This window comes from Rhodococcus sp. 21391, from assembly GCF_016772255.1.
GTDB classification, from domain to species: domain Bacteria; phylum Actinomycetota; class Actinomycetes; order Mycobacteriales; family Mycobacteriaceae; genus Rhodococcus_F; species Rhodococcus_F opacus.
Genome location: NZ_CP063781.1, coordinates 3,239,347 through 3,261,058 on the forward strand (window position 1 = coordinate 3,239,347; position 21,712 = coordinate 3,261,058).

Consider the following 21,712-nt stretch of genomic DNA (forward strand, 5'->3'; position numbering starts at 1 on the left):
TCTTGATTGCCGTCGGGAGGTGTGAACAAGTGGATACCACGAACAGGAGCGACGCGACCGCTCGCAGTCGTCCCGATGCCTTCCCACTGACGTGCGCGCAGCGCGGAATCTGGCTGGCCCAGCGCCTCGCTCCCGACGTCCCGACGTGCATTGCGCAGTACGTCGAGGTGCACGGCGCCCTGGACCTCGCCGTCCTCGACGACGCGTCGGTGACCGCCGGCCGCGAGTTACAGTCGGCGTTCCTCCGGGTGTTCGAGATCGACGGGGAGCCGTTCCAGACCGTCGACCCGACCATCGACCTGTCGACCGGATTTGTCGACCTCGGTGGCGAGGACGATCCCACTGCGGCCGCTCACGCGTGGATGACGCGGGATTACACCGCGCCGCTCGATCCCACCCGGGACCAGCTGGCTACGTCGACGGTGTTACGAGTCGGTAACGATCACTACTTGTGGTACAGCAGAATTCACCATATCGCGTTGGACGGGTACGGGGCGATGACGCTCGTGAACCGGATCGCCGCGCTGTACACCGCCCGTATGGAGGCCCGGACGCCGGAACCCGCCGGTGCCGCAGATCTGCGCACCCTTCACCGCCTCGACGAGGCGTACCGGTCGTCGACGCGCTACGAGTCCGATCGCGCCTACTGGCGGGAGCACCTCACCGGCCGCCGTTCGAACTCGAGCCTGTCCCCGACGGTGGCACCCGCCGTCGCGGAAAGCATCCTCGAGACGGCCACCTTGTCTGCGTCCGCGACGGAGCGACTCGACAGTTCCGGCGAACGGCTCGGTGTGCCGCCGGCGACCGTCGTGATCGCCACCTTCGGCACGTATCTGGCCCGCATGACCGGACGGGACGACGTGCTCGTCGACCTCCCGGTGTCGGGCCGCACGACCGTGCTGCTGCAGCGATCGGGCGGGATGCTCGTCGGACTCGCTCCATTGCAGGTTTCCACCGCACCCGACGACACGGTGGCCACTCTCACCCGCCGGGTCCACCACGAAATTCTGGGCGCTCTCCGTCATCAGCGGTTCACCCTGGAGGATATCCGGCGCGATGCCGACGCGGCGGACTCGCTGTCCGGGCCGCTGGTCAACGTCATGCTCTTCCGCCCCCGGATCCTGTTCGGACCGCTCACCGGAGACTTTCACGTGGTCACCTCGGGGCCGGTGGAGGATCTGCTGGTCAATGTGTACCGCACCGCCGCTGCCGGGCGGATGGTCGTCGAGTTCCGCGGGAACCCCCACCGCTACTCCCGGGACGAACTGGCTCGTCACCATCGGTCCTTCGTGAGCCTCCTCGAGGAGTTCCTCGCGGCAGATCCCGGCGATCCCATGGCAGGGGTGCACGCGGAGACCGCACACGAAGGTTTGCGGAGTCGCAGGCGCACAGCAGATCTGGACTACTGGCGGACGATGCTCGCCGACCTTCCTCACGACACGCCTCTTGCCCGCGACTACACCCGCCGCGAAGGTACCGTCGACCGCCGGCGCGAGCACGTCGAGGCGCACGTGACCGCGGAACTGCATCACCGGATCGAGACCCTCGGACGGGACTGCCCGTTCGCCGCGTACACCGTCACGCATGCGGCGCTCGGGGCACTGCTCGCTCATCTCGGCGGGATCCGCGACGTCGTCCTCGGGACACCCGCGGGCTCAGGCGGATCGCCTCTGCTTCTGCGTATCCGGGTCGACGGCACCGAATCGTTCACCGAGCTCGTCGAGCGCGCGCGTACGGCCGAACTCGGCGCGTTCACACACGCCGACGTGACCTTCGACGAGGTCGCCGCGGCACTCGGGTTTCCAGCACCCTCCCGCGGCCGGCACCCGTTCCAGGTCGGGTTCGACGTGCAGACCATCGACCACTCGCGCGAGCCGGATGGGCGGTCCGACGAGGGCCCCGACCTCTGGGTCCACATCGTCGAACACCCCGATCGTGCCGGACTCGACCTCCGGCTGGCCTTCGCGCGGGAGTTCTTCGAGCCGTCGACTATCCAGGGATTCGCCGACCGTCTGGTCCGAGTGTTCGCCCAGGTCACGGCGCACCCCGACATCGCGGTCGCCGATCTCGACCTGCTGAGTTCCGCCGAACGGCGCCGGCTCGTGCCCGCGCGCGGTGATCCGGGAGTTCCGCCGCGCACGCTGCCGGACCTGCTGACGGACGCGGCACACCGTGACCCGGACGCGATCGCCGTCGTCGACGCTGCCGGCGGTGCCGACCGTACCGGCATCGCGTACCGTCGGCTGGACGACGACTCCACCCGGCTCGCCCGACTGCTCCTCTCCCGGGGCGCCGGCCCGGAAACCGTGGTCGCCCTGGCTCTCCCGAGATCCGCGGATTTCGTCCGCGCCGTGTGGGCGGTCGCGAAGTCGGGGGCCGCCTTCCTGCCCGTCGATCCCGGATACCCCGAAGCCCGCATCGCGCACCTGCTCACCGATTCCGCGGCGACTCTCGGGGTCACGGTCGGCCGCCACCGGGACGCCCTGCCCGGCGACGTCGAGTGGATCGAACTCGACGACCGCGACGTCGAGGGCGCTCTGTCCGACCGGATCACCACACCGGTCGGCGACGCCGACCGCCCCCGACCGCTGCGGTCGGACCATCCGGCCTATCTCATCTACACCTCGGGATCGACCGGCGCCCCCAAAGGGGTGGTCGTGACCCACCGCGGGATCGCGAATCTGATTGCCGCACAGAGTGAAGGATTCGACGTGCCGCCGACCGGGCGGGTGGCCCAGTTCGCGTCGCCGAGCTTCGACGCCTCCCTGTTCGAACTGCTCGCAGCTTTCGGATCCGGAGCGCGCGTGGTGATCGTCCCGCCCGAAGTGGTCGGGGGCGTGGAACTGGAGCGAGTACTCACCGAGCATCGGGTGACCCACGCCGTACTCACCCCGACCACCCTCGCCACGCTCGATCCCCTTGGCGTGCCGACCCTGTCGCATCTCACCGTCGCCGGCGAAGCCTGCCCGCCAGAAGTCGCGTCGACATGGGCGAGGGGGCGCCGCCTCCTCAACGCCTACGGGCCCACCGAGGCGACGATCATGTCGACCCTCAGCACACCGCTCGTGCCGGATGAGCCGGTCACCCTCGGTGCGCCGGTGTGCGGGTTCGAGGTCGTCGTGCTCGACGACCGGCTACACCCGGTTCCACCGGGCACCGTCGGCGAGCTGTACCTCGCCGGCCCAGGCCTTGCGCGCGGGTACCGAGACCGTGCCGGACTCGATGCCGTCCGTTTCGTGGCCGCCCCCTTCGGCTCACCGGGGACGCGAATGTACCGGACCGGCGATCTGGTGCGATGGCGCGGCCGGCACGAAGAGGACACACCCGCCGCCCTCGACCTCGTCTACGTCGGGCGCAGCGATTTCCAGGTAAAGGTCCGCGGGTTCCGCATCGAACTCGGGGAGATCGAGGCACTCCTGCGTGCCGATCCCAATGTGACGTACGCCGTCGCGACGGCCGCGACCGACCCGCACACGGGAGATGCCGCGGTGATCGCCTACATTCACCCGGCCGAGGGGTGGCGCGTCGATGCCGAGGAAGTGCGCCGTCGGCTGGCGCGCACGCTGCCCGCGCACATGCTCCCGGCCGCGGTCGTCGCCCTCGACGTCATTCCGCGTACCCCGAGCGGCAAGCTGGACCGTGCCGCGCTCCCCGCGCCGACGTTCGAACCGCGGAGCGGCACCGGCCACCGGCCGCGCACGCCGACGGAAGACACGGTGGCGTCGGTGTTCGAGACCGTGCTCGGTGTCACCGGCGTCGGTGTGGACGACGACTACGTCGATCTCGGCGGAGGTTCCCTGGCGGCGACCCGGGTGGTGGCACGGCTGAATTCCGCCCTGGGAACGTCGCTGGACGTCCGTGATCTCTTCGAGCATCCGACGGTCGCCGCACTCGCCGGTGTTGTCGACAGCCGACGCGGTGGCGGCTCCGGGCGGCCTCCACTCCGCCGGTTCCCGCGTCCCGCCAGGATTGCGCTCTCCCCGGCCCAGGAACGCATGTGGTTCGTCAACCAGTACGACCCACACTCCCCCGCCTACGACATTCCGCTGATCGTCCGGCTCACCGGGCACCTCGACGTCGTCGCCCTCGCCGCAGCGATCGGCGACGTCGTCGAACGGCACGAGTCGCTTCGCACGGTGTACCCGGCCTCGGACAACGGACCACATCAGGTGATCCTGCCCGCCGAGCGGGCGCTGCCCCGGGTCGAGATCGTGCACGTCGACGGTCCGTCCGACCTCGACGAGCACGTCGCCCGGGCCGCGGCCGCGCCGTTCGACGTCACCGTCGACGCGCCGCTGCGCGCGTCTCTGTTCGCGATGAGCGACACCGACCACGTACTGGCGCTGGTGATCCATCACATCGCGGCCGACGGTGCGTCGGCCGGTCCGCTGGCCCGTGACCTCTCCGCCGCCTATCGAGCCCGGGTCGGCGGACGCGCCCCGGCCTGGGAACCGCCGGCCGTGCAGTACGTCGACTACGCCTTGTGGCAACACGCCTTGCTGGGTCAGCCCACCGATCCCGACAGCCTCACGTCGCGGCAACTCGACTATTGGAGTGAGTCGCTCCGTGGATCGCCGCCCCTTGTCGCGCTGCCGACCGACCGTCCCCGCCCGCAGCGGCTGTCCCTGCACGGCGGCCGAGTGGAATTCCACCTGCCTCCGGACCTGCACGCCGGCATGCGGGCACTGTCCCGAACCTGCACATCGACACTCTTCATGACGTGTCACGCGGCGCTGGCCGTCGTGCTCGCCAGGCTCGCCGGCACCGACGATGTCAGCATCGGCACCCCTGTCGCGGGCCGCGGGGAGCCCGCACTCGACGACGTGGTGGGCATGTTCGTCAACACCCTCGTGCTGCGCACCCGCATCGATCCCGCGGCGGGCTTCGCGGACACCGTACGCACCGTGCGGGATGTCGACCTGGGCGCCTTCGCACACGCCGACTATCCGTTCGAGAAACTGGTGGACGCCCTCGAACCCGAACGCACGGACAGCCGTTCACCGTTGTTCCAGGTTCTCCTCGAGTTCCAGCACATCCTTCCGGCCGGACACGAGGCGCGTGAGCTCGACCTGCCCGGTCTGCACGTCTCGGCCGTCGCCTACGACCCGAAGATCTGTAAGTTCGACCTGCAGGTGTGGCTCAGTGAACGCGTCGATGACGACGGGGCGCCGCAGGGAATCGACGGCGGAATCGTGTACGCCACCGATCTGTTCGACGAAGCGACGGTGCGTGGAATTGCCGACCGACTCGTCCGCGTCCTGGGCGTCGTGACCACCGAGCCGGACGCCGTGGTCGGGAACATCGATCTGCTCTCCGACGGGGAACGCGACATCGCCCTCCGTTCGTGGGCCGCCCCGGACGAACCGGACCCCGGGACGACTCTGCCCGAGGAGTTTGCGCGTATGGCGGCCAGGAAACCGGACGCCGTCGCGCTGTCGTTCGCGGGTGACACGCTGTCGTACGGTGAGCTCGCCGAACGGGTGAATCGAATCGCCCGGCTTCTCGTCGAGCACGGAGTGGAACCGGAACGCCTCGTCGCCGTGGTGATGCCCCGCTCCGTGGACTACGTCGCCGTCACACTGGGCGTACTCGCGGCAGGAGGTGTATGCCTCCCGCTCGATCCCGGATGGGCGTCGCCCGCGCGACTCTCCCGGCTGATCACCGACGTCCATGCCGCCGTCCTCGTGACGACGTCCGCTCTGGCGGAACGGCTTCCCCACGGGCACTTGCGCACCCTCGTCCTCGACGCGCCGGGCACCGTCGCCGCCCTCGCAGGCAGGTCGGGTCTCCCGCTGACCGCCGTCGACGGTGGCGCCGGCCCCACCCCCGACGCGGCCGCGTACGTCCTGCTCACGCGCGGATCGACGACGCCGCCGAAACCGGTGTCGGTGAGTCACCGCGCAGTACTCTCCGCACTGGCGCGTCCCGCGCACGCCGTGACGACCGAGGATGTCTGGGCAATGGTCCCGGCCTTCACGGCCGGCGTCACCGTCCTGACTCCGTGGAGCGCATTCCTCCACGGAGGCCGGCTCGAGGTGGTCGACGACACCACCGCCTCGTCACCGGCCGCCCTCGCCGACCTGCTGTACCGGCGCGGCGTGACCATGCTCTCCCAGAGTCCGGCCGCGTACGAGTACCTTTCCCGCGCAGGGGAATCCGCGCCGGGGGCGGACGAACGTCGATCGGTCCTGCTCACCGGTGACCCCGTCGACGCCGCGGTCGTGGCTGCCCCCGGAGTCGTTGCCGTGTACGCGTCCGTCGAGACCGTATGGTTCGCCGTTGCCGGGGATCGTGCACCGGAATCCGGTGCCGACCGGATGGAGTACCGGCCCGGGCGGGGACGCAGATTCGCGGTTCTCGACGACCGCCTTCAGCCTGTCCCGCCCAACGTCGTCGGCGAGTTGTACGTCGGTGGCCCCGCACTGGCTCGTGGCTACCACGGCCGGGCCGCCGCGACGAGCACCCACTTCGTGGCGAGTCCCTTCGGCCCGCCCGGCGGACGCATGCTCCGCACCGGCGACGCCGCTCGCCTCACGCCGACCGGAAACCTGAACATTCTCTGGCGCCGCGACTTCCAGGCCGCACTGCGCGGCTACCGCATGCCGCTCGGCGACATCGATGCCGTCCTCACCGCGCATCCGCACGTTGCGAACGCAGTCACCGTCGACCACACCCCGCGCTCCGGAAAGCCCGCGCTCGTGTCGTATGTCGTGCCGGCCGACGGAGCCGCGCCGGCCATCTCCGACGTCCGCGTTCACGCCGCCATGATCCTGCCTCCGCCCTGGGTCCCGGGCACGGTCGTCGTCCTCGACCGGCTGCCCGTCACGGAGACCGGAAACGTCGACCTCGATGCCCTTCCCGTTCCCGAGGAACTGCGGCACTCGCCCGTCTACCGTGCCCCCGCCACTCCGGCCGAGGAGACGGTGTCGAGGGTGATCGGGCGAGTTCTCGGTGTCGGTGGCGTCGGTGTCGACGACAACTTCTTCGAACTGGGTGGCACGTCGCTCGACGCGGCGAAGGTGGTCGCCCGAATCGATTCGGCGTTCGGAACCCGGATCGGGATCCGCTCCCTGTTCGAGGCGCCCACGGTACGCGGACTGGCCGCCGTCCTCGACGCGAGCGATGTACACCCGGATCGACCTGCCCTGGGACCCCGGGTGCATACCGAACCTGCACCGGTGTCGTTCGCGCAGCAGCGGATGTGGTTCGTCAATCAGTTCGACGTGACGTCGGCCGTCTACAACGTTCCGATGGTGGTCCGGCTCACCGGACTCCTCGACGTCACCGCGCTGCGCGCTGCCCTTCTCGACGTTCTCGTCCGGCACGAACCGTTGCGAACCCTCTATCCCTTGACCGACACCGGACCGGTGCAGGTCGTCGTCCCCGCCGAGAGTGTTTCGGTCGATCTGGCGCCGTCCCCGGTGGCCGACGCAGCGCATGTCTCCGGCCTCGTCGAGGAGGCCGTCGCCGAGGGGTTCGACGTGACCGTCCGTCCGCCGGTTCGAGTCCGACTGTGGCAACTCGACGAAAGCCACCACGTCCTGGCTGTCGTCGTGCACCACATCGTCGCCGACGGGTCCTCGCTGGCTCCCCTGGCCCGCGACCTCTCCACCGCCTACACCGCGCGCCGCGCCGGCCGTGCACCCGCGTGGGACCCGTTGCCCGTGCAGTTCTCGGATTTCACGGTGTGGCAGCGGGAGATCCTCGGGTCCGTCACCAACCCGGCGTCCCGGGTGGCACGGCAACTCGACTTCTGGCGGACGGCGCTCGCGGATCTCCCCGAACGGTTGGAGTTGCCGCTGGATCGGCCGCGCCCCGCCACCGCATCGTACCGGGCCGCAGCGGTTCCGTTCGTTCTGCCCGCGACGACGCATCGCCGACTCGTCGACTTCGCCCGAGCCCACGACACGACGACATTCGTCGTCATCCACGCGGCCCTGGCCGTGTTGCTGTCCCGGCTCACCGCCACCACGGACGTCGTCGTCGGGTCGCCGACCGCCGGCCGCGGCGAACAGGAACTCGACCCCCTCGTCGGCATGTTCGTCGGCACACTCGTTCTGCGCACGACAATCGATCCCGCGGCCCCGTTCGGTGACGTCCTGGCGGCGGTGCGGGGAGCAGACCTGGCGGCGTTCGCGCACGCCGACATTCCGTTCGAAACCCTCGTGGACGAACTCCACCCACCGCGTTCGGCGGGGAGCCATCCGTTGTTCCAGGTGATGCTGACGTTCCAGAACATCGAGCCGCCACGCCTCGCACTGCCCGGCCTCGAGGTAGTTGTCGCGGACCTCGACCCCCGGGTGTCGCCGTTCGACCTGAATGTGGTGTTGCACGAACAACCGGCCGAGGACGATTCGGGGTCGGGGATGAGCGGGCAGATCGTCTATGCCACCGACCTGTTCGACGCCGACACGATCAGTGCATTCGCCGGCCGGCTCCTTCGGGTGATCACTGCGGGCCTGACCGACCCCGACGCCGTGGTCGGCGACATCGACATCCTCGACGACGCCGAGCGCGGGCTCGTCCTCGACCGCTGGAACGCCACGGCCCACGACCTTCCGGCGGCGACGATCGTGGACCTGTTCGAGGCACGGGTGGCGACGACACCCGACGCGCCTGCCGTCCGCTGTGAGGCTCGAACCCTCACCTACGCCGAACTCGATACCTGGTCGACCCGGCTGGCGCGCTCCTTCCTCGTCCGCGGGATCGGCGCCGAATCTGTCGTGGCCCTGGTGATCCCGCGCTCCTTCGAGATGCTCGCGGCGATGTATGCGGTGGTCAAGTCCGGTGCGGCGGTGCTCGCCCTCGATCCCGGCCACCCCGCCGACCGCATCGAATCGCTGATTCAATCCTCGTCGGCTGCTCTCGTCGTCACGACCGCCGACGCCGATCCACCCGTTCCGACCGGGGTTCCGGTGGCGCGGTTCGACGACATCGACCTCTCGGCCCGAGACACCGCACCGGTCACCGACGTGGACCGCGGCGCACCGCTGCGCCCCGACAACCTGGCCTACGTGGTCTACACGTCCGGCTCGACCGGCACGCCCAAAGGGGTGGCGGTATCCCACGCGGCGATCGCGAACCAGCTGGCCTGGTCGCAGGCACTGCTGCCACTGCGCGAGGGTGACCGGACGGTACAGAAGGCGCCGATCGCGTTCGACGTCGCCATCTGGGAGTGCTTCGCGGCTCTGTGCTCGGGAAGCGTCCTGGTTCTCCTGCCCCCGGAACGGCAGCTCGACCTCGACTACCTGTCCGGCCTCCTCGACGACATGCAGATCACGCTGGTGGAGTTCGTGCCCTCCCTGCTCGACGTGTTCGTCAACGATCACCGGCACGCCTTCCCCGGGTCGATGCGACGGGTCCTGACCGGGGGTGAGGCGATCACTGCACGGACGGCGAGCAGCGTGCTCGCGCAGGGCGTCCGTCTCGGCAACATGTACGGTCCCGCAGAGGCGGCCGTGACAGCGACGTACCAGGACATCGCGACCGACCACGCCGACACCACGGCGCCCATCGGGACGCCGGTGTGGAACACACAGGTCTACGTCGTCGACGATCGTCTGCACCCCGTCGTCCCCGGGGTGACCGGCGAAATGTACCTCGGCGGTGCCCAGTTGGCCCGGGGATATCTCGGCAGGCCCGCGCTCACCGCCGGCCGGTTCGTCGCGAATCCGTTCGGCGCCCCCGGCTCCCGCATGTACCGAACCGGAGACCTAGCCCGCTGGAACGCCGACGGGCGGCTGGAGTACCACGGCCGCACAGACTTCCAGGTACAGCTGCACGGCTACCGCGTCGAGCCAGGCGAGGTCGAGTCCGTCCTCCTACGTCACCCCGCGGTCGCGCAGGCCGTCGTCGTGCTGCGGGCCGATCGAAACGGCGCAGACCACCTCGTCGGATATGTCGTACCGGTCCCCGGCACCGAAGTGGCCGAGCAGGAACTGATCGACCACACAAGGTCCCTTCTCCCCTCGCACATGGTTCCGTCCGCAGTGATCCCCCTGTCCACGCTGCCGCTCACGTCCCACGGAAAGATCGACCGGAACGCGCTCCCGGCTCTCGACTTCACGACCCGCGCCGCGGAATTCCGCGCTGCCGGAACAGCTGTCGAGGACGCGCTGGTGTCGCTGGTCGGCGACGTGCTCGGCCTCGAGTCCGTAGGCGTCGACGACTCCTTCTTCGCACTCGGTGGCGACAGCATCATGGCCATCCAGTTGGTGGCTCGCGCGAAGACCGCCGGACTCGCACTCACTCCTCGGGATGTGTTCGAGCACAGGACGATCGCCCGGCTCGCGCGCGTGATCTCGACACGACCGGAGCCGAGGGCGGCCCTCCCCGAACTACCCGGCGGCGGGATCGGCTCCTTCCCGCTGCCACCGGCCGCGCGGTGGTTGCTCGAACGCGGCGGCAACCTCGACACGTACTGCCAAGCGGTTCTGCTCACCGCACCACCCGACCTGGACACCGACACCCTCACCGCCACCGTGCAGACGGTCCTCGACCACCACGACATGCTCCGAGCCCGCCTCCGGCGCGGCACAACGGACGAAGACACGGCGTTGGAGGTCCTGGCCGCCGACCAGGCTCCACGGGTCGAGTCGCTGATCCGCCGGGTCGCACTCGATGATGCGGCCGACCTGAGGGGCCGGGCCGAGGTCGAGTCCCGTGCTGCCGCAGCACGTTTGGATCCCGAGAACGGGATCATGCTCCAACTCGTCTGGCTCGACCCCCGCACCCAACCCGGACACCTCCTCATCACCATCCACCACCTCGCCACCGACGGCATCTCCTGGCGCATCCTCATCCCCGACCTCGCCACCGCCCACCACGCCCACACCACCGGCACCACCCCCACACTCCCACCCGTCACCACCACCGCACGCCGCTACGCCCACGCCCTCACCGACACCACCCCACACCGCGAACACGAACTCCCCCACTGGCGCAACATCCTCACCACCCCCGACCCCCCACTCGGCACCAGACCCCTCGACCCCACCCACGACACCGAAAACACCACCACACACACCACCATCGAACTCCCACCCCACACCACCCACACCCTCCTCACCACCCTCCCCACCACCTACCACTGCGGCATCGACGACGCCCTCCTCACCGCCCTCGCCCTCGCCATCACCACCTGGCGCCACCGCCACCACACCCCCACCCACACACTGCTCGTCAACATCGAAGGCCACGGCCGCACCGACCCCCTCATCCCCGGCGCCGACCTCACCCGAACAATCGGCTGGTTCACCACCATCCACCCAACCCTCCTCGACCTCACCGACATCGACCTCGACAACGCACTCACCGGCGGACCCGCCACCGGACACGCCCTCACCACCATCAAAGAACAACTCCACAACACCCCCGACCACGGCACCGGATACGGCCCCCTCCGCTACCTCAACCCCCACACCGCAACCCAACTCCGCAACCTCCCCCAACCCCAAACCACCCTCAACTACCTCGGCCGCTTCGACTACCCGCCGTCAGGTGCGGACGCGGGCTGGACGCCCGTGACGGATGTGGATCTCGGCCGACACCCCGACTCGGACCTTGCGGCTGCCGCGGTCCTGACGATCGATGCCGCGACGGTCGTCACGGAGGGCACTGCACGGCTGACGGCGACGTGGTCCTACGCCTCCGGTGTGCTCGCCGCGACCGATGTCGACGACCTCACCGAGCTGTGGACCGAGGCCCTCACCGCCCTCGCCGACCACATCAGCCGACCCGGCGCCGGCCGGCTCACCCCCAGCGACCTCGACCTCGTCCACCTCGACCGAACCACCCTCGACGCACTCCACCACCACTACCCCACCCTCACCGACGTCTGGCCCCTCACCCCCTTGCAGGCCGGTCTGCTGTTCCACGCCGAACTCGGCGGGCCCGCCGCCGACGCCTACGTCGTGCAATTCGTCCTCGACATCAGCGGACCCCTCGACCACGACCGCCTGCGCGACGCCGTGGCAGCCCTGCTCGGCCGTCACCCGAACCTGGGCGCGGCCTTCACCCACACGCCGGACGGCACACCGGTACAGGTCGTGACAACCACTGCTCTCGCCTGGGCGTACCACGACGTCACCACCGCACACCGTCCCGCCGCAGAGCTCGACGACATCCTCACCGCGGACCGCGCCGCGCCGTTCGACCCGGCCGAGCCTCCTCTCCTGCGATTCACCCTTGTCACGACCGGTCCCGACGACCACCACCTGGTGCTCACCAACCACCATCTGGTACTCGACGGCTGGTCCACCCCGCTACTGCTGCACGAACTCCTCCAGCTCTACGAGCACCACGCCGATCCCGATGCGCTTGCGCCGGTGCGGCCGTACCGTGATTTCCTCGAATGGCTGGGCACGCGCGATGTCTCGGCGTCCGTCGCCGCGTGGGATCGTGCGCTCGAGGGTGTCGAGGACGCGACGCGGCTCGCACCGGGTCTCGATCCTCACCGGGACGCGGGTCCCTGCGCGGAGCGCGTGGTGACACTGACGACCGCCCAGACGGATGCGTTGCGGACCGTGGCCCGCACCCACGACCTCACCCTCCACACCATCCTCGACACCGCCTGGGCCCTCGTCCTCGCCACCCACACCGGCACCACCGACATCACCTTCGGCACCACCGTCTCCGGACGCCCACCCCACATCCCCGGCATCGAAACCATGATCGGACTCTTCATCAACACCATCCCCGTCCGCATCACCCTCCACCCCACCGACACCCTCACCACCCTCCTCCACCACACCCACACCACCCACACACAACTCCTCGACCACCACCACCTCCCCCTCACCCACATCCCCAACCCCCACGCCACCACCTTCGACACCATCACCGTCCACGAGAACTACCCCCACCACACCACCACCCCACCCACCGACCTCACCATCACCACCACCTCCGCCACCGACGCCACCCACTACCCCCTCGCACTCGCCGCCACCACCACCGACACCACACTCCACCTGCGGTGCATCTACCAGCTGTCGGCATTCGATGCCGATAGCGTCGACGCGATCCTCGGGCAACTGGCACGTGTGCTCGTCGCCATGGGATCCGACGCGTCCCTGCCGATCGCCCGCCTGAACCTGCTGGACGCCGCGGAGCACCGAGCGGTGGTGCCGGCCCGGGGCGAGGCAGCCGACGAGCCGCGGACTCTGGGCGCGATCCTCGCGGACGCCGCTGAGCGCTCGCCCGACGCCATCGCCGTAGACGACGGGGCCCGCCGGCTGACGTACGCCGAGCTGCAGGCCCGCGCATTGATCCTTGCCGACCGCCTCGTCGAGACGGGCGTCGGTCCGGAAAGTGTGGTCGCCATCGCGATACCGCGGTCCCTCGAATCAGTCCTCGCCGTCTGGGCCGTCGCCGGAACCGGCGCCGCGTTCCTGCCCGTCGACCCGACGTATCCACAGATCCGCATCCAGCACATGCTCACCGATTCCGGAGTCCTCGTCGGCCTCACCACGAGCAGTCGTCGCGACGCGCTGCCGGACACCGTCACGTGGATCGACATCGAGGGCACGGATGCCGGCCGGACACCGCACACCGGTGACACGGGGGCTCGTCAGGCGCCCACGATCCGCCCCGACAATGCGGCGTACCTGATCTATACGTCCGGGTCCACCGGGGTTCCGAAAGGCGTGGTGGTCGGTCACCGTGGATTGAACTCTCTCGCAACCACGTTGCGCGGACGTACCGGGGTGACCGCAGCGTCCCGGGTGGCGCATTTCGCGTCTCCCAGCTTCGACGCGTCGGTACTCGAGTATCTGCTCACGTGGTCTGCGGGAGCCACGGCGGTGATCGTGCCCACCACGATCTACGGCGGGGATGAACTGCGTCGGCATCTCGCCGACAGCCGGGTGACCCATGCTTTCCTGACCCCCACGACTCTCGCCACCCTGGACCCCGGGGGCCTCGACGACCTCGAGTGCGTCGTGACCGGCGGGGAGAAGTGCACCCCCGACGTGATCCGCCGGTGGTCTCCGCACCGTCGACTCATCAACGCGTACGGACCGACGGAAAGTACCGTGGCGGCAGATATCTCGGACGATCCGGCCACCGACGGTGCGAATGTGATCGGCGGCCCGATCCACGGCGTCACCGAGGTCGTGCTCGACGCCCGGATGCAACCGGTCCCGATCCGGGCCCGGGGGGAGTTGTACATCGCGGGCGATGCGATCGCCCGCGGCTACCACGGCAAGCCCGCACTCACCGCCACCCGATTCGTGGCCGATCCGTTCGGCCCACCGGGCGGTCGCATGTATCGCAGCGGTGATGTCGTCCGCTGGAACACCGGGAGCGAGCGGTGTGCCGTCCTCGAATACCTGGGTCGCAGTGACTCGCAGGTGAAAGTGCGTGGGTACCGGATCGAACCCGGCGAGATCGACGCCGCGCTGTCCGGTCATCCGGCGGTCACGTTCAGCGTGACGCTCCCCTCGACGGGCGGCCCGGACACGAGCGGACAGGACGCGACACTGGTCTCCTACGTGACGACCACCGGCGCGACCGGACCCCGCGAACTCCGCGACTACCTGACGAGTCGGCTTCCCGCACAGCTCGTTCCGTCCGCGGTCGTCGAGATCGACGACATTCCGCGGACGCCGTCGGGAAAGCTCGACCGCGACGCGCTCCGCACCCTCCGATCCACCCCGCTTCCCGCGCAGCTTTCGGCGGCCACCCCACTCGAACAGACCGTCGCGGAAATCCTCGCCGCGTCACTCGACCTGTCGAGTCTGGGGGTGGACGACGACTTCTTCGCAGCAGGTGGAGACTCACTGACGGCGACCCGGGCAGTCGCCCGCGTGAACGCGACCCTGCACACGGACCTCGCCGTGCGCAGTCTGTTCGATGCCCCCACCCCGCGTGCTCTGGCGCGACTGCTCCTGGACGACACCGAATCGGAGCCGCGCCCCTCGCTGACCGCCGCCGCGAGGGAGCCGGAGTTCGCACCGTTGTCGCCCGCCCAGCAACGCATCTGGTTCCTCAACCAATACGACACCACCACCCCCACCTACAACATCCCCCTCACCCTCCACCTCACCGGACACCTCGACACCACTGCCCTCCACCACGCCCTCACCGACCTCATCCACCGCCACCAACCCCTCCACACCACCTACCCCCTCCACCACGGACACCCCACCCAACACATCCACCCCCACCCCACCACACCACCACTCACACCCACCCCCACCACCGAAACCCAACTCCCCCACCACATCAACGCAGACACCACCCACCCCTTCGACCTCACCACCGACACCCCCCTCCACACCCACCTCTACCAACTCGACACCACCCACCACACCCTCACCCTCGTCCTCCACCACATCGCCGCCGACGGCCACTCCCTCACCCCACTCACCCACGACCTCACCACCGCCTACACCGCCTACACCGCCCACCACCAACCACCCCACCCCACACCCCCACCCCTCACCTACACCGACTACACCCACTGGCAACACCAACTCCTCGGCACACCCGACCACCCCACCCCCACCACCCAAACCCAAACCACCTACTGGACCACCACACTCACCAACCTCCCCGACACCCTCCCCCTCCCCACCGACCGACCCCGACCCACCCACCGCACCCACCACGGGGACCGGGTCGCGTTCCGCATCGGACGGGACCTGCACCGGTCACTATCGACGCTCGCGCGGCAGAACAACTCGACGCTCTTCATGGCGATCCACGCGCTATTCGCTGTCCTCCTCGCCCGCCTCAGCGGCAGTTCCGACATCGTGATCGGCACCCCCGTCGCCGGCCGCCCCGATCCCCGGCTGGACCAACTCGTCGGCATGTTCGTCAACACACTCGTCCTGCGCACACCTGTCGACGGCTCCCGGTCGTTCACCGAGGTACTCGACCGCACCAGGGACGTCGACCTCGGTGCCTTCCTCCACGCCGACCTGCCTTTCGAGCGCGTCGTCGAGGCCGTGGACCCGCCGCGGTCGACCTCCCGCTCACCGCTGTTCCAGGTGTCCCTCGAATTCGAGAGCGTCCTACGACCCGAGATCACGCTGCCGGACCTGACCGTCACGGTCGCGGAGTACACGCCGCCCGTCGCCAAGGTCGATCTCGAACTGGTGGTCGCCGAGACGTTCGACGAGTCCGGTGCCCCGGACGGGATCGCCGCCGGATTCACCTACGCCACCGACATCTTCGACGCCGCGACCGTGCAGGGCTTCGCCGATCGTCTGACCCGTCTCGTCGCGGCGGTCGTCTCCGACCCCGACGACCCGGTCGGGGATCTGACGCTCGGCGACGAGGACGAGGACGCATCGGTCTCCGGACCGCCCGGCCTCCCGGCGCGGGTGTGGCCCGACCTGCTGGCCGGGGCGGCGGAGCGGCACTCCGACCGGGTGGCCGTGTGCGACGCCGGTCGCACGCTCACCTATCGCCAACTCGACGCCGACTCCGCGCAGTTCGCCCGGCTGCTCATCGCTCGGGGTGCCGCACCGGAAAGGTTCGTCGCCCTCGCATTGCCGCGATCCCTCGCGTGGGTCCGCGCCGTGTGGGCGGTCGCCCGCTCGGGTTCGGCGTCGGTACCCGTCGACCCGACGTATCCGCCCACCCGGATCACCCACATGCTCGACGACTGCGGAGCGGTACTCGGCGTCACCGTCGCCCGGTACCGCACACAGTTGCCGGACACGGTCGAGTGGCTGGTGCTCGACGATCCCGACCTCGAGACGCAGATGCGGCACCTTCCTGCCACCCCGGTGACCGACGTCGACCGCGCGGGTCCGCTGCACCCGGACAACCCCGCCTATCTGATCTACACGTCCGGATCGACCGGCACTCCGAAGGGGGTTGTGGTGTCGCATCGGGGTCTTTCGAACCTGTTCGAGCAAGAACGTCACCACCTGCAGGTCACCCCCGATGCGAGGGTCTCGCATCTCGCGTCCCCCAGTTTCGACGCGGCGCTGTTCGAGTTGACGATGGCGTTCTGCGCGGGGGCGCGGGTGGTGCTCGTCCCCCCGCTGACGTATGGCGGTGCGGCGCTGGCGGATATCCTGGCCGGCGAGCGGATCACCCACGCGTTCATCACCCCGACCGCGCTGGCATCGCTCGATCCGACGGGGCTCGACTCGCTGCAGGTCCTCACCGTCGCCGGTGAACCATGCCCGGCGGACCTGGTCCGGCGATGGGCGTCCGCCCGGCGCATGCTCGATGCGTACGGTCCCACCGAGACGACGATCTGGTCGCATGTCAGTGAACCGCTGGCACCGGCGGAACCTGTCACCATCGGGCGCCCCGTCCGCGGGTTCACCGCCGCCGTCCTCGACGCCCGGCTGCATCCCGTTCCCCCGGGCACCCCGGGTGAGCTGTACCTGGCAGGGCCCGGCCTGGCCCGCGGCTACCACGCCCGCCCGGCCACGACGGCGACCCATTTCGTCGCCTGCCCGTTCGCCGCCCCCGGGTCGCGAATGTACCGCACCGGTGACCTGGTACGCACCCGGCCTGACCTCACGCTCGAACACCTCGGGCGCACCGACTTCCAGATCAAGGTGCGCGGATTCCGGGTCGAGCCGGGCGAGGTCGATTCGATCCTCGCGGCGCGCGCGGACATCGGTTTCGCGGCCACCGCCGGGCGAACCGGACCAGACGGGGAAACGATACTCGTCACCTACGCCCGCGGTGCGACCGGCGCGGACGTCGACGCGAGTGCGGTGCGCACGGCGTTGTCCGCGCAGCTTCCGCCGTACCTGGTTCCCGCCGCGGTCGTCGTACTCGACGAGGTGCCGCTCACCCCGGCCGGCAAGCTCGACCGCTCGGCCCTCCCCGAACCCGAGTTCGGCTCCCGGCCCGAACGATTCCGGGCCCCGTCCACGGCAGTGGAGCGAGCCGTCGTCGAGGCTTTCGCGGAAGTCGTCGACACCGGCGAGGACCGCGCGATCGGAGTGGACGACGACTTCTTCACGCTCGGCGGCACGTCACTGTCCGCGGTCCGCGTCGCCGCGGACCTGCAGCGGCGACTCGGCCGGCCGGTGCCGCTTCCCGCCCTCTTCCTCGACCCCACTCCCGCAGGTCTGGCGGCCCGCCTCACGACCGAAGCGCTGCCTGCGTCGGTCGAGGACGCGCTCCGGGTTGTCGTGCCGCTGCGCCGTGGTGGTCGGCTCGCACCACTGTTCTGTGTCCATGCCGGAATGGGCCTGGCCTGGGCGTACACCGGCATGGTCCGCCATCTCTCACCGGACCGGCCCGTGTGGGGACTGCAACTGCCCTCCCTGGGCGGCGGTCCCGAGTACGACTCCATCGAGGAACTGGCACACCGATACCTCGACGAGGTCCGTACCGTCCAGCCGGCGGGACCGTATCATCTGCTCGGCTGGTCGCTCGGCGGGCTGATCGCGCATGCCATGGCCACCGAGCTGCAGGACCGGGGTGAGGAGGTCGGGTCCCTCGTGCTCCTGGACAGTTACCCTGGCGGCGCGACAGCCGATCCCGAAGCCTTGGACGCCGGCGACCTTCTGCGTGGTCTGGGAGTCGACGGCAGCCCCGACGAGGACGCCCGGTCTCTCACGTACGCGGACGTCGGCCGCCGTCTCGGCGAGTCCTACGGTCCCGCCGCGGCTCTGACGGCAGACCAGCTGCGGCGAATCGCCGAGGGATATGCCCGGTCGACCCGGCTGTCGACGAGATTCGCCCCGAGAGTCTTCCGCGGTGACGCGCTCCTGCTCACCGCAGCGGACAGTTCCCGCGCCGTCGGTGCGCCGTCCGTCAACGCCGGATTGGGCCACTCGATCACCGGCACCGTGCAGGACGAACGCGTCGATTGCGCACACAACGACATGATGCAACCGGGTCCGGCACGGGCGATCGGCGTACTCGTCGAAACCTACGTATCCGGTCGGGGCGGATAGAGCCGCGCGAGAGTGCCGCAGATTCCGCGAATGCTCGGATGCCGGTACAGCTCCCGCATTGGGACAGCCGGAAGGCCGAGCCGCCGCATCATGCCGTCGGCCTTGATCGCGCACAGCGAGTTACCTCCGAGCTCGAAGAGGTTGTCGTCCAGCGACACCGGGACCCCCAGCACCGACTCCCAGATGTCGGTGAGCGTCTGCGCCGTTCCCACCTCGGCGAGCGGGCCGTCCTGCGGTTCGACGGCAGTGTGCGACACGGACCGCGGGACCGGCGCGGGAAGCCTTGTCACGTCGAGTTTTCCGTTGAGGGTGAGCGGCAACGCGTCGACCACCGTGATCGTGCGGGGCACCATATGCTCGGGTAGGAATCGGGCGACGCGTTCCCGTATCGCCGCGACCGTCTCCGTCTCGGTCTCCGTCGCCGGCCCGGCCGCAACGACGTAGGCGTCGATCGCGATTCCGGCCGGGTCCTCCGGCCTCCCCGACGGCACCACGGCCGCTGCCGCGACGACGGGGTCGTCGAGTAGCACGGACCGCACCTCGCCGAGTTCTACACGGAATCCGCGAATCTGGACCTGGAAGTCCAGTCGACCGAGATGCTCGAGACGGCCGTCGTCACGGATCCTTCCGCGATCGCCCGTGCGATACCACCGGGCCCCGCCGGGTGCCGCGACGAAGCGGCCGGCCGTCAATCCGGGACGGTCGAGGTACCCCAGCGCGACACCGGCTCCGCCGACGTAGATCTCGCCGGCCACTCCGGGCGGCAGCGGATGACCGTTCTCGTCCGCGACCACCACCTCCCAGCCGGGTAGTGGAAGCCCCACCGTTGGTGTTCCGGTCAGGCCGTCGCGCCGTGTCACGGTGTGCGCGGTGACGTGCACGGTGGTTTCCGTCGTCCCGAACATGTTCACCAGCCGGCATCGCGATTCCGGATACCGATCGAGCCACGGCAGTACCACACGAGGATCGAGGGTCTCGCCGCCGAAGACGACCAGGCGGAGCGCGGACAGCGGCTCGAGATCCCGGTCGGCCGCGGCCAGGTGCACGAACGCCGACGGCGTCTGACTGAGGACCGTGACGTGTTCGTCGGCGAGCACCGTGTGGAACTCCACCGGGGACCGCGAGATCCAGTACGGCACGATCACGAGGCGGCCACCGGACGACAACGCGCCCCAGATCTCCCACACCGAGAAGTCGAAGGCGGGCGAATGGAACATCGACCAGGTGTCGCCGGGTGTCGGCGCGAATTCGGTTGCGGTGGACGCCATCAGTGCCGGAAGGGCGCGATGCGGAATCACCACGCCTTTCGGCCGGCCGGTCGACCCGGACGTGTAGACCACGTAGGCCGGGGCGCCGTCGCCGCCTACGGCCCAATCCACGTCACCCGGCACCGATGCCGACACCGACAGCTCCGCCGGCGTCACCACCGGTACGCCGTCCCACCCGCCTCCAATCTCGAGTTCGGTGACGACCAATCGGACATCGGCGTCACGCGCCGTGTACACGAGACGATCCGGAGGATGCCGCACATCCATCGGAACGAACGCCGCACCGCCGCGCAACACCGCAAGCATCATCACGACGAGATCGACCGACCGATCCAGGCAGATTCCGACCCGGTCTCCCGGCCCGACTCCGCGATCGTGAAGACCCCGTGCCGCCCAGATCGACTGTTCGTCGAGTGCACCGTAGGTCAGTGTGCGCCGGCCGTGGGTCACCGCGACCGCATCGGGACGCTCGTGCGCGTGCCGGGCGACGAGGTGCTCGATCCGCCCACCGGAGACAGGCGCTCGCACACCGGCACCCAGCGGCGCCACCGCCTCGCCGAACACACCACGTCGTCGGGGGGACGGGTCGCAAAGTCCGTTCACCACACGGACGACCCACTGCCCGAACCGCCTGGCGGTATCGGCGTCCACAGATGCGGGGTCGGCGTAGACCTCCAGGGTGGTGTGCCCGCCGGTCTCGACTATCGGCACGAGTGTCAGCGGGAACGGCGCCGACTGGCAGGGGAGGTACGTATGTCCGGGGTCACGCAGAACCGTCTCCAGCACACCGGTAGTCGCATTGCTCATCTCGTCGATCTCCGCGGAATACCGGGGCACTTCCTGTCGCCGTGCGCTTTCCACCTCGTCGATCAGCTCGGCGGGTGAACGGTTCCCGGAGGTGTCGAACGTCAGGTCGACCCAGTTCTCGAACCCGCCGAGCACTCGGGGTGGCCGCGTCCGGTCGCCCCGCCACACCGGGATCGTCACCGAGCGGAGGCCGTGGCATCTGCCGGTGACGACCGCGGCGGCGGCGGCCACCGTCGCTGTCACGTCCTCGCGGGCCCGGCTCAGCGGGTGAGTGGAATGCAATACTGCCGCCCTCCATCCACGCAGTGTCCGACCGTGCCGATGACGGCGAACGGGATTCGCGATCACCGTGTCGGCGCCGATCGCACCAACGAGCACGTCGCACAGGAGCGTGAGCGAGGCCGTGTCGAGATCACGCCGGTCGGCGACCACGACCAGATCGGCTACCTGGTCGGTGTACCGCACCAGGACTGCACGCACCACCGGACCGTCGACCGCGACGGGCCGCCGGCACTCGGCGACGAGCCGGCGCCGTGCCTCCTCCGAAGCCGAGACGGCGGGCACGTCCTCCACCCATAAACGAGTCGGCCGGGTCGCGGGCTCCCACCAGCGACGGGACGCCGTGTCCCACCGCGCCGCGAGAGTCTCCGACCGCACCCCGCTGGGCAGGCGCACCGTCATCGCATGGCCGAACGACGTGCGCACCGGCCCGGACCTCCCCCAACGGGATTGGTGCATAGAGCAATCCTAGTCGAG

At 69.6% G+C, this 21,712-nt stretch carries 2 protein-coding genes; one reads left to right on the top strand and one right to left on the bottom strand.

Annotation, left to right across the window (positions count from 1 at the left end; genetic code table 11):
* Positions 1-29 precede the first annotated feature (29 nt).
* A complete protein-coding gene (locus GO592_RS15170) occupies positions 30-18,881 on the top strand; it encodes a non-ribosomal peptide synthetase (RefSeq protein ID WP_202715197.1) in 18,852 nt (6,283 codons plus the stop codon).
* On the opposite strand, the gene GO592_RS15175 is transcribed toward GO592_RS15170, so the two are convergent.
* Positions 18,857-21,661, bottom strand: coding sequence for a non-ribosomal peptide synthetase (locus tag GO592_RS15175; RefSeq protein WP_007298723.1), 2,805 nt, complete (start codon positions 21,659-21,661; stop codon positions 18,857-18,859). The genes GO592_RS15170 and GO592_RS15175 overlap by 25 nt on opposite strands.
* Positions 21,662-21,712: the final 51 nt, after the last annotated feature.